Below are 10,768 nucleotides of genomic sequence, written 5' to 3'. Positions count from 1 at the left end.
CGAGCGGGCGTCCGGCCGGGCCCCCCACCCCGGCCGGGCGCCGCCCGTCCCGCTCCTGCCCTCCCCGTACGACGCGCGACCCGCCGCAGCTCGGCCAGCCCGCGCGAACCCCTGTGCCCGCGCGGGCCGTTACGACCGCACAGGCCGCGTACCGCTACGCGGTCCGCCTACGACTGAGCCGGCCGCCCGAGCAGCCCCGCCACGTGCTCCGGCGTGGCCACCGGGCAGACCTTGTGCACGAAGTCCCGCCGCAGCGCGTGGTACGGCTCGCCCGCCCGGTAGAAGTCGGCGTGCATCCGGCGCAGTTCCTCCGCCCGGTACTCGGCCAGCGGCTTGGCCTCCTCGTCGGCCGCGCGGCGGCGCTTCTTGTCCACCAGCCGCCCGGTGAGCTCCGGCGAGGCGGCGATCCGGGCCGCCTCCCGGGCCACCCAGCGGCGGAACCCGGCCGCGTCCCCGCCGACCGTACGGTCCACCAGGCCGATCCGGCGGGCGTGGTCCGCGCCGACCGGCAGCGCCTCGGCGGTGAGCCGCCCGGCCTGCTCGGCGCCGACCCGGCGGGGCAGGGTGTACGTCCAGTACTCGGAGCCGTACAGGCCCATCAGCCGGTAGTGCGGGTTGAGCACCGCCGAGTCCCGGCACCACACCTCGTCGGCGGCGAGCGCCGCCATCAGCCCGCCGGCCGCCGCGTTCCCGGCCAGGGCCGCCACCGTCACCTTGTCCGTCGTGGTCAGCACCGCCTCGACGACGTCGTCCATCGCGTTGATGTTCTCCCAGGACTCCAGCGCCGGGAAGGCCGCGCCCTGGATGACGTTGAGGTGGATGCCGTTGGAGAAGAAGTCCCGGGGCGCGCCGAGCACCAGCACCGAGGTCGGCCGCTCGGCCGCCTCCCGGTAGGCGGCGAGCAGCCGGCGGCACTGGTCGGTGCTCATCGCCCCGCCCGCGTAGGCGAATTCGAGGAACCCGACCTCGCCCTCCTCGTGGTAGCGCAGCTCCGACCAGGTGTCCCGGCCGCTCGCCCGTTCCGGGCTCACCGGCACCTCGCGGATCCGGTACAGCTCGTCGGCGAGCACCGTGGCGGCCGGCAGCTTGAAGGTGGCCGGCCCGCCGGGGGTGCGGCGCGGGCGCAGCTGCGGTATCCACACCGCGCCGTCCACGGTGGCCCGGCAGATGGCGCCGTCCCGGGTGGCCAGCACGGCGCCGGGCACCGGGCCGCGCAGCTCGTCCTCGGGGTGGCCGCCGTGCAGGAAGAACTCCCGTCCGTACAGCTCGTCCAGCACGCCGGGCTGGGAGTCGGCGGCGCGCAGCCTGCGCAGCACGGTGGCGGTGTCGTCCCGCTCCCAGTCGATCCGGCGGGCCTCCTGGCGCAGCGGGGGCCGCGGTTCGCCGTGCACGTCCGGCCGGGCGTAGTCCAGCGGTTCGGGGGTGAACAGCCCGCCCTCGTACCGCTGGACGGCCAGCAGGACGGCCTCGACGGCGGCGTCGGCGAGCTCGCCCCGGTACAACTCGCTCTTGCCGCAGGCCGGGACGGGGAACTCGACGGACGCCCAGATGTCGCCGGCGTCCATCTCCTCGACGGCCTGCAGCACGGTGACGCCCCAGCGCTCGGCCCCCTCGGTGATCGCCCAGTCGAGCGAGGAGGGGCCGCGGTCGCCCTTGGGCCCCGGGTGGACGATCAGGACGGTCCGGGTGGACCAGATGTCCTGCGGGACGGCCTTGGTGAGCATCGGACAGATGATCAGCTCGGGGTCGGTGCGGACCACTGCCGCCCTCATCTGCTCGTCACCGAGGGCGAGTTGGACGGCGACCTGGTGGCCGCGCTCGCGCAGCCCGGTGTGGACGCGCTGGGTCAGGCTGTTGAACGCGCTGGCGATCAGGAGAATGCGCAAGGAGGGCCTCCGGCGGGAACTGGGGTCGCGCGCAGGCGATGAAACCAGGGCATGGACACGTAACGATTACGGTCCGCACCTGGGCGCCCTACTCTCACGCACCCCGCACACCCGCACCCCGCGTTTCGCCGGATCTCCCCAAGTCCCCGCTCCGGTCGAGTACTCTGCGCCGCTCCCGCCCCCGCCCGTCCCGCGAGCCCGGCTCAGCGCGGGAACGCCCGGCGGGCCCGCCAGGTGGTGTGCTCCCGGGAGACCGCGTCCTCCGCCTCGGCGGCCAGCCGGGCCCAACGGGCCTCGGCGTCCGGCGCCTTGAGGTCGAGGTCGGACAGCTGGTTGCCGACGTTCTCCAGCTCCCGCGCGGCCAGTTGGTAGGCGGCGGCCAGCGGGCCGAGCTGCTTGAGCTGCGTCCAGGCGATGATCGCCGCGGCCGCGGCCGAGGTGGCGCCGAAGACGTGCACCGGCAGCGCGCCGGTGGCCTGGGCGATGGCCGCCGCAGCACCGACGATGATCAGCACCGCGACGCCGAGCCCCCAGGAGACCGCCTGCGAGTCGCAGGCCTCGGCCCGGGAGCGGTACCAGGTGCGCTGGCCCTCGACCCGGGTGCGCAGGTAGAGCGTGCGCCGGGCGGTCAGGCTCTCGGCGCGCTGCCGGCGCATCTCCGGGGTGATCTCGGCGACGCTGCCGGGCGGCACGATCTCCGGGTCCTCGAAGGCCCGCAGCACGTCCTCGACCTGGAGCAGGTAGCCGCGGTCGGTGTCCTCGGACTCGGCCGCACCGTCGAACGGCCGGGCCCGGACGGTGTACTTCCAGGCCAGCGTCTTGACCGACTCGGCCGCCGCCCGGGCCTGGTACCAGCGGCCCTGCGGGTTGCCGCGGCGCAGCCGGGACCAGAAGTAGCCGGCCACCAGGAAGGCGGCGACCGAGAACAGCGGCCAGATGTCGAGGGCGTTCTTGTCGTCCGGGTCGGGGAACGACCCGATCACGGCGGCGACCACCAGCATCGCGATCAGGCCGCGGTACCAGCGCAGCGTCTCCCGCTGGCCGTCCAGCGAGGCCTTGTCCGTCGTCCAGAACAGCTCCGGCAGCAGCTGCGCCTCGACGCCCCCCGGCGGATCCTGTTGCACCATCGGTCGAGTCCCCTCCCCCTTCTCCGTCCAGCCAGTATTCCCACCGCCAACTGGCCTACACGGGCGCCTTTTTGACAACTTCTGACGGCCGGCCATTGCCCGACCCCCGGGTAACCGGTAGAAACGGTTACATGCCGCTGCACTGGAAGCTCGTCATCGACTGCGCCGACCCGCACCGCCAGGCCGCCTTCTGGGCCGCCGCCCTGGAGTACACGCCGGAGGACCACGGCGCGCTGATCACCCGGCTGCTCGCCGCCGGCGCGGTCGGCCCGGAGGCCCTCACCGAGGTGGACGGCCACCCGGCCTGGCGCTCCCTGGCCGCCGTCCGCCACCCCGAGGACCCGTTCGACCCGGCCTCGGACACCGGCCTCGGCCGCCGCGTCCTGTTCCAGGCCGTCCCCGAGCCCCGGCAGGGCAAGAACCGCCTGCACCTCGACGTCCACCCCGGCCCGGGCGAGCGCGAGGCCACCGTCGCCCGCCTCACCGCCCTCGGCGCCACCCCCCTCCGCCACGTCGACGAGCCCGGCGGCGCCTGGACGGTCATGCAGGACCCCGAGGGCAACGAGTTCTGCGTCCACTGACCCGCCCCCGGCACGCGAAGGGCCGGCGGCGGTCGACTGCCCGACCACCGCCGGCCCCACGGGCACGGCCCGGTGCGTCCGTCAGCGGACGGCCCACTCCGGGTGGGACCCGGTCTGACTGCCGACGTAGACGCCCTCGGAGTCGTTGGCCTTCAGGTACCGGCCGGTGAGGACGTTCTTGATGAACGGACCGTCCGGCCCGGTGAACTCCCACACCTGGCGCAGGTCGCCGGTGCACTGGAGGAGTACGGCGTGGCCCCACGGGTTGCTGGTGTCCACGTCCGTCAGGCACGCGTTCGCAGCGAGGCTGCGGACCTGCCCCGTCCCTTCGCTCGGGACGTCCCAGAGGAACGGCGGCACGGGGATGCACGGGCCCAGCCCGACGGTCTGGTCGGGGTTCGCCGCCAGACACCGCCCGAAGTGGAGGTTCTGGATCTGCCCGACCCGGCCCTCGGGCTGCGCCGAGGCGGCCGGGGCCGTCGTCATGGTCAGAGCGAGGACTGCGCCGCCGATCACCGCGGCAGCCGTTGTACGGCTCACGACTGGTTCCTTTCAGGTCATGAGTCCGCGGCCATGGGTCCGCGCCCCTACCCGGGAACCTCCCTCGCCGGCAAGGCGCCACGACCGTCCCGTCCGCAGAACAACCCGAAGGTGTGAAGCCCCGCTGCGGCGAACGCCGACGGCCCCGCCCTCCCGAGCGGGAGGACGGGGCCGTCGGAGAACCGGCGGGGGCCGTCAGAGCAGGCCGAAGGCCGGCATCAGGTAGTAGAAGGCGAAGACCGACGCCACCGCGTACATGGGGACGGGGACCTCGCGGCCGCGGCCGGCGGCCAGGCGCAGCACGCAGAAGGCGATGAAGCCCATGCCGATGCCGTTGGTGATGCTGTAGGTGAACGGCATCATCACGATGGTCAGGAAGGCCGGGATCGCGATCGTGTAGTCGGCCCAGTCGATCTCCTTGATCGAGTTGGCCAGGATCAGGAAGCCGACGGTGATCAGGGCCGGGGTGGCGGCCTGGGCCGGGACCATGGTGGCGAGCGGGGTGAGGAAGAGCGCCACCACGAAGAGCAGGCCGGTGACGATCGAGGCGAAGCCGGTCCGGGCGCCCTCGCCGACGCCGGCGGTGGACTCGACGAAGCAGGTGTTGGCGGAGGCCGAGGTGGCGCCGCCGGCCGCGGTGGCGATGCCGTCGACCATCAGGACCTTGTTGATGCCGGGCAGGTCGCCCTTCTCGTCCAGCAGGTGGGCCTCGTCGGCCACGCCGAGGATGGTGCCCATCGCGTCGAAGAAGCAGGACATCAGCACGGTGAAGACGAACAGCAGGCCGGTCAGCACGCCGACCTTCTCGAAGCCGCCGAACAGGCTGACCTTGCCGACCAGGCCGAAGTCCGGCGCGGAGACCGGGTTGCCCGGCCAGGTCGGGACGGTGAGGCCCCACTTGAGCGCCGGGACGTCGGCCACCTTGTCGATGACCGCGGCGAGCGCGGTGGAGACCGCGATGCTGATCAGGATGGCGCCGGGCACCTTGCGGATCAGCAGGACCAGGGTGAGCACCAGGCCGATCACGAAGATCAGCACCGGGAAGCCGAGCAGGTGCCCGTTGCCGCCGAGCTGGAGCGGGACGGTGGTGTGGGCGGCGTCCGGGATGCGGCTGACGAAGCCGGAGTCGACCAGGCCGACCAGGCTGATGAACAGGCCGATACCGATCGCGATGGCCTTGCGCAGGCCGAGCGGGACGGCGTTCATGACCCGCTCGCGCAGCCCGGTGGCGACCAGCAGCATGATCGCGAAACCGGCCAGCACGACCATGCCCATGGCGTCCGGCCAGGTCATCTTGGGGGCGAGCTGGAGCGCCACGATCGTGTTGACGCCGAGTCCGGCGGCCAGGCCGATCGGGACGTTGCCGATGACGCCCATCAGCAGGGTGGTGAGACCCGCGGTGAGGGCGGTGGCGGTGACCAGCTGGGCGCTGTTCAGGTGAGCCCCGGTGACGTCCGTGCCGCTGGCCAGGATGATCGGGTTCAGCACCAGGATGTACGCCATGGTGAAGAAGGTGGCGACACCGCCGCGGATCTCGCGCGGCAGGGTGGAGCCCCGCTCGCTGATCCGGAAGAAGCGGTCGACGGCGCTCGTGGGGGGCTGCGGCGCGGCGTCGGCGGGTTCGGGCGACTCGGTGGTCGGCTGGACCACAGGCATGCGTGCGTCCTCTGTGGGGGAGCTGAGGAGGGGGTGGGAACGCCCGGGGCGACGGTGGCCGGGCGCAGGGCCTCAAGTATCGTTTCCCGATCGCACACGCGCTATCTTCGCGCGTAGAGCCCGCGCGGGGTCACGGCACCCGCACAGCCGCCCCACCGCACCGTACGCTAGGCCCCATGCCCAAGACGCCACTGCACCCCTCGCCCCCTCCGCTGGAGGCCAACGACGTCGCCATCGTCGGCGGCGGCACGGTGCTGTGGTTCATCGCCTTCCTCGCCCTGCTCCCCTTCCAGGGCAGCCTCTCGGCGCACGGCCACGGCACCTGGCCGTGGATCTGCCTCTCCGGCGGCCTGCTCGGCCTGATCGGCCTCTGGTACTGCCGCGCCCGGCGGGACGCGATCGCCCGCGGCCGCGCCGCCGAGGCGGCCGAGGCGGCCGCGCACACGGCCGAACGGACGACCGGCGACGAGGGCCAGGACCCGGCCACCCGGTCGGACTGAATAGTCCTTTAGTAGCACGCACCGGACATAAGGCGCCCGTAGAGTCGGTGCCATGACGCAGCCTGCCCAGCCGGCGGAAGAGCAGCCGGCCGACGGAGACCGCCCGGACGGAGCCCACCCCCTCGGCCTGCTGCCCGGCCGACGCGGCGGCCTGACCACCGCCGAGGTCGCCGAACGGGTCGCCCGGGGCCAGGTCAACGACGTCCCCGTACGGTCCAGCCGGTCCACCCGGGAGATCGTCCGCGCCAACGTCTTCACCCGCTTCAACGCGATCATCGGCGTGATGTTCGGGATCATCCTGATCGTCGGTCCGATCCAGGACGGCCTGTTCGGCCTGGTCATCGTGGCCAACACGGCGATCGGCATCATCCAGGAGCTGCGCGCCAAGAAGACCCTGGACAGCCTGGCCCTGATCGGCGAGGCCCGCCCGCAGGTCCGCCGGGACGGCACCGCCCGGCAGGTCGGCGTCTCCGAGATCGTCCTCGACGACACCGTGCTGCTCGGCATCGGCGACAAGGTGATCGTGGACGGCGAGGTCACCGAGGCGGACGGCCTGGAGATCGACGAGTCGCTGCTCACCGGCGAACCCGACCCGGTCCTCAAGCAGCCCGGCGACCAGGTGATGTCCGGCAGCTTCGTGGTGGCCGGCGCCGGCGCGTTCACCGCCACCAAGGTCGGCCGGGAGGCCTACGCGGCCCAGCTCGCCGAGGAGGCCAGCAAGTTCACCCTGGTGAAGTCGGAGCTGCGCACCGGCATCGACAGCATCCTGCGGATCATCACCTACCTGTTGATCCCCACCGCCCTCGGCCTGATCATCAGCCAGCTGGCCGTCGAGGGCCGGGACTGGCGCGAGGCCGTCCGGCGCATGGTGGCCGGCATCGTGCCGATGGTCCCCGAGGGCCTGGTGCTGCTGACCTCGGTCGCCTTCGCGATCGGCGTGGTCCGGCTCGGCCGCAAGCAGTGCCTGGTCCAGGAGCTCCCGGCGATCGAGGGCCTGGCCCGGGTGGACACCGTCTGCCTGGACAAGACCGGCACCCTCACCGAGGGCGGCATGGACGTGGTCGACCTGCGGGTGCTCTCCGACGGGGAGCCCGCCGCCGTCGACAAGGACACCGTCCAACACGCGCTGGCCGTGATGGCCGGCGCCGACGCCCGCCCCAACCCGTCCATGCAGGCGGTCATCGACGCGTACGGGCGCGGCGACGACGGCGCCGCCTCCGGCCGGAACGGCTGGCGGGTGATCGAGGCGATGCCCTTCTCCTCCGCCCGCAAGTGGAGCGGCGTGCAGCTGCTGGAGCCGCAGGGCGGCGAGGCCAGCTGGCTGCTCGGCGCGCCCGACGTGCTGCTGCCCGCCGGGCACCCGGCCCTGGCCGAGGTGGACGAACTGGGCGCCCAGGGCCTGCGGGTGCTGCTGCTGGGCCGCACCCCCGTCCCGCTGGACTCCCCCGACCCGGCGGCCGGCCTCACCCCGCTCGCCCTGGTGGTGCTCCAGCAGCGGCTGCGCTCGGACGCCGCCGAGACCCTGCGCTACTTCGAGGGCCAGCGGGTCCGGGCCAAGGTCATCTCCGGCGACTCGGCGGTCTCGGTCGGCGCGGTGGCCGGCCACCTGGGCCTGCCCGGCGCCGACCACCCGCTGGACGCCCGCTCCCTGCCCACCGACCCGGAGCAGCTCGCCGAGACCGCCGACCGGACCAGCGTCTTCGGCCGGGTCACCCCCCAGCAGAAGCGCCAGCTGGTCGGGGCGCTGCAGTCCCGCGGCCACACCGTGGCGATGACCGGAGACGGCGTCAACGACGTGCTCGCGCTCAAGGACGCCGACATCGGCGTGGCGATGGGCACCGGCTCCGACGCCACCAAGGCGGTCGCCCAGATCGTGCTGCTGAACGACTCCTTCGCCTCGCTGCCGTCGGTGGTGGCCGAGGGCCGCCGGGTGATCGGCAACATCGAGCGGGTCGCCTCACTCTTCCTGGTGAAGACCGTCTACTCGGTCCTGCTGGCGCTCCTGGTGATCTTCACCCACTCGCCGTACCCGTTCCTGCCCCGGCACTCCACCGTGCTGTCCTCGCTGACCATCGGCATCCCGGCCTTCTTCCTCGCCCTCGCCCCCAACAACGAGCGGGCCCGCACCGGCTTCGTGAAGCGCGTGCTGCGGCTGGCGGTCCCCGGCGGCGCCATCGCCGGCACCGGCACCTTCGTCGCCTACACGCTCGCCCGCACCGACCACGCGACCGACCTCAAGGCCGACACCAGCGTGGCCACCCTGACGCTCTTCCTGATCGCCATCTGGGTCCTCGCCATCGTCGCCCGCCCGTACAACTGGTGGCGGCTGCTGCTGATCGGCGCCATGGGCGGCGCGTTCGCCCTGGTCCTGCTGGTGCCCCCGCTGAAGTCGTTCTTCGACCTCTCCCTGGTCGGCTACCGCGACCCGCTGACGGGCGTCGCCGTCGCGGTGGTCTGCGGCATCGCCCTGGAGATCGCCTGGCGCGTGATGAAGCGCCGCGGCATGGAGTGACGGAGCCGCCGGCCGGCCGCGCCACCGCGTGACAAGCCCCCCGCGCACACCCGATGATGACCCCGGAAGGGGGTGCCGAATGGCACGCAGGGGTGGGGACCTGGAGGCGTTCATCGCCTTCCTGGGCGGCTTGGCGGCGGCCGGACTGGCCGCCCTGGCGATGGCGGGCGTCGGGCTGACCGTCCGGCCCACGCCCGCGCTGCGGACCGCCGCGCTGGTGACGCTCGGCGCGGTCTGGCTGACCGCCACCACCGCCGTCTACCGGCGGCTGCGGGCGCGCACCGACCGGCCGACCGGTGCGCGCCGCGGGGCTCAGCCCTCGAAGTCCCGGGCGGCCGAGAGCTCGTAGGCGCGGTCGGGCTCGCTGAGCGCGGCCAGCACCTCGAAGCGGCGGTGCCACTGCCCGACCGACCAGGCCAGCCCGGCGGCGAGGCCCTCCGGGGTGGCCGCGTGCAGCAGGCCGGGCACCGGCGGGACCTCGAACTCGTCGTCCTCGTCGCCGGCCTCGGCCAGCTCCGGGTCGTACGGCGGCTCCGGGGTGTCCGCCCCGGTGTCCCAGCGCCAGTCCACCGCCGCCTCACCGCCGTCCGGCCCGACGACCAGCAGCTCCTCGTGCTCCTCGTAGGCGACCGGGCAGCCGGGCAGCAGCTCCCGCACCACCGCCGGGACCCGGTGCAGCACGCCCTCGGACAGCACCCGGCCGCCCGCCACCTCGCTGGCCAGCGACACGTGCAGCCGCTCGGCGAGGTCGGCGGCCAGCGCCGGGGCGACCGGCAGCAGCGGGTACGGGTGCAGCAGCTGGACCAGGTCGGGGGCGTCGGCGACGACCGCCTCGGTGGCGTCCACCACCACGGTGTGGGCCGGCCGGCGCCCGGTGTCCGGGTCCATCGGCGGCAGCGCCCGCACCACGTCCAGCGGCTCGATCCGCTCGCGGTCCACCCGGGCCAGCGCGGTGTGGATGCCGTGCAGCTGGCGGTGGCCGACCTCGGCGTCCGGGTCGGTCATCCGGTCCAGCACCTCGTCCGGCCCGTGCGGCTCGGCGAGCAGCGCGGCCAGCGTGGTGCGCACCCCGAGCGCGTGCAGGAACTGCTCGTCCAGGGTGGTGCGGGCCTCGTCGTACAGGCCGCGCAGCAGCGGGTCGGCCCCGGCGGCGCGCAGGCCGGCCGGCTCACGGCCCGCCAGCACCGGGTGGTCGCGCAGCCACCAGGCGGTGTACGGCGGCAGGTCGGCGTACGAGCCGTCCGGCAGCAGGGTGCGCACCGGGCCGACCACGGCCTCCCGGTACGGCGGGCGGGCCAGCGCGGCGAGCGCCTCCGGCCAGGCGTCGTCGTCCACCAGGTCGAGGTCGCGCACGGCCAGCAGCTCGGCGGCGACCGGCGGGACGCCGACCGCCTCGTCGGCCTGCAGCGCCTCCAGCGCGTCCTCGGCCCACTCGGCGAGCCCGTCCGGCGCCTCGTCCAGCAGGCCGGTGGGGTGGCCGCCGGCCGCGCGGTCGGCGGGGACGGTCGGGTCGAGCCGCTCCAGGTCGTCCGGGTCGAGCACCACGTCCTCGGCGCGCACCAGCACGAAGTCGGCCAGCACGCCGACCGCGGCGAGCACCTCGGACCCCCAGCGCTCCAGCAGCTCGTCGTCCACCCAGCCGGCGTCCTCCTCGCGGGCGAGCGCGGCGAACGGGCTTCCGGGCAGCACGAGTTCGCCGGCCCGGGCGGGCTCGCCCTCGTCGTCGAGCAGCGCCAGCCGGGCCAGCCAGGGGTGGGCGCCCGGCTCCGGGGCGGCGGCCTTCACCAACGCCAGGACGGCGTCGGCGAGTTCGAGCGCCGCGTCGAGGTCGTCCTCGGCCAGCTCGTAGGAGCGGGCGACGGCGGCCCGCGCCTCGGGGGTGTCCAGCACCCCGGCCGGGGTGGCGGTGCCGGCGCCGAGCCTGGCCAGCAGCGGGTGGGCGGCCTCGGGGTGGGCCAGCCGCAGG

General features: G+C 74.2%; 8 protein-coding genes and 1 pseudogene. 4 read left to right on the top strand and 5 right to left on the bottom strand.

Features of this window, described 5'->3' with window-relative positions; genetic code table 11:
• Nucleotides 1-167: 167 nt before the first annotated feature.
• Together AE652_RS24300 and AE652_RS24295 are read right to left on the bottom strand one after the other, a co-directional pair.
• On the bottom strand, nucleotides 168-1,886 hold the full coding sequence (locus AE652_RS24300) for a hydrogenase maturation protein (RefSeq protein ID WP_049655030.1): 1,719 nt from the start codon (nucleotides 1,884-1,886) through the stop codon (nucleotides 168-170).
• Between the two features lie 203 nt (nucleotides 1,887-2,089).
• Nucleotides 2,090-3,013: a DUF4231 domain-containing protein gene (locus AE652_RS24295; protein ID WP_049655027.1), complete on the bottom strand. Its 924-nt coding sequence runs from the start codon at nucleotides 3,011-3,013 to the stop codon at nucleotides 2,090-2,092.
• 131 nt (nucleotides 3,014-3,144) lie between these two features.
• Between AE652_RS24295 and AE652_RS24290 the strand changes: the two genes are divergently transcribed.
• A complete protein-coding gene (locus tag AE652_RS24290; protein WP_049655025.1) occupies nucleotides 3,145-3,594 on the top strand; it encodes a VOC family protein in 450 nt (149 codons plus the stop codon).
• Nucleotides 3,595-3,675: 81 nt separating this feature from the next.
• On the opposite strand, the gene AE652_RS24285 is transcribed toward AE652_RS24290, so the two are convergent.
• Together AE652_RS24285 and AE652_RS24280 are read right to left on the bottom strand one after the other, a co-directional pair.
• Nucleotides 3,676-4,134: an RICIN domain-containing protein gene (locus AE652_RS24285; RefSeq protein WP_159028546.1), complete on the bottom strand. Its 459-nt coding sequence runs from the start codon at nucleotides 4,132-4,134 to the stop codon at nucleotides 3,676-3,678.
• A 195-nt stretch (nucleotides 4,135-4,329) separates the two neighbouring features.
• The gene (locus AE652_RS24280) at nucleotides 4,330-5,790 is read right to left on the bottom strand and encodes an NCS2 family permease (RefSeq protein WP_049655021.1); all 1,461 of its coding nucleotides are present in this window, start codon (nucleotides 5,788-5,790) and stop codon (nucleotides 4,330-4,332) included.
• Nucleotides 5,791-5,966: 176 nt separating this feature from the next.
• Here AE652_RS24280 and AE652_RS24275 point away from each other — a divergent pair, with 176 nt between their 5' ends.
• The 3 genes from AE652_RS24275 to AE652_RS24265 all read left to right on the top strand — a co-directional run bounded on the left by AE652_RS24275 (nucleotide 5,967) and on the right by AE652_RS24265 (nucleotide 9,151).
• Nucleotides 5,967-6,290, top strand: coding sequence for a DUF2530 domain-containing protein (locus AE652_RS24275; RefSeq protein WP_049655019.1), 324 nt, complete (start codon nucleotides 5,967-5,969; stop codon nucleotides 6,288-6,290).
• 52 nt (nucleotides 6,291-6,342) lie between these two features.
• On the top strand, nucleotides 6,343-8,802 hold the full coding sequence (locus tag AE652_RS24270; RefSeq protein WP_049655015.1) for an HAD-IC family P-type ATPase: 2,460 nt from the start codon (nucleotides 6,343-6,345) through the stop codon (nucleotides 8,800-8,802).
• A 79-nt stretch (nucleotides 8,803-8,881) separates the two neighbouring features.
• Entirely contained in the window at nucleotides 8,882-9,151 is a 270-nt protein-coding gene (locus AE652_RS24265) for a hypothetical protein (protein WP_049655012.1), read from the top strand.
• Here AE652_RS24265 and AE652_RS24260 read toward each other — a convergent pair.
• A pseudogene (locus AE652_RS24260) lies at nucleotides 9,115-10,768 on the bottom strand (molecular chaperone Hsp90); the annotation flags it as partial. The gene AE652_RS24265 and the pseudogene AE652_RS24260 overlap by 37 nt on opposite strands.

The sequence above is a fragment of the Kitasatospora sp. MY 5-36 genome (assembly GCF_001182915.1).
GTDB lineage: Bacteria > Actinomycetota > Actinomycetes > Streptomycetales > Streptomycetaceae > Kitasatospora.
This window is presented reverse-complemented; position numbering and strand designations above follow the sequence as displayed.

Bases quoted from the DNA above. Each gene is read 5' to 3' on its own strand.
- AE652_RS24280 (WP_049655021.1), bottom strand. From the start codon at position 5,790: ATGCCTGTGGTCCAGCCGACCACCGAGTCGCCCGAACCCGCCGACGCC.
- AE652_RS24290 (WP_049655025.1), top strand. From the start codon at position 3,145: ATGCCGCTGCACTGGAAGCTCGTCATCGACTGCGCCGACCCGCACCGC.
- AE652_RS24295 (WP_049655027.1), bottom strand. From the start codon at position 3,013: ATGGTGCAACAGGATCCGCCGGGGGGCGTCGAGGCGCAGCTGCTGCCG.
- AE652_RS24270 (WP_049655015.1), top strand. From the start codon at position 6,343: ATGACGCAGCCTGCCCAGCCGGCGGAAGAGCAGCCGGCCGACGGAGAC.
- AE652_RS24275 (WP_049655019.1), top strand. From the start codon at position 5,967: ATGCCCAAGACGCCACTGCACCCCTCGCCCCCTCCGCTGGAGGCCAAC.
- AE652_RS24265 (WP_049655012.1), top strand. From the start codon at position 8,882: ATGGCACGCAGGGGTGGGGACCTGGAGGCGTTCATCGCCTTCCTGGGC.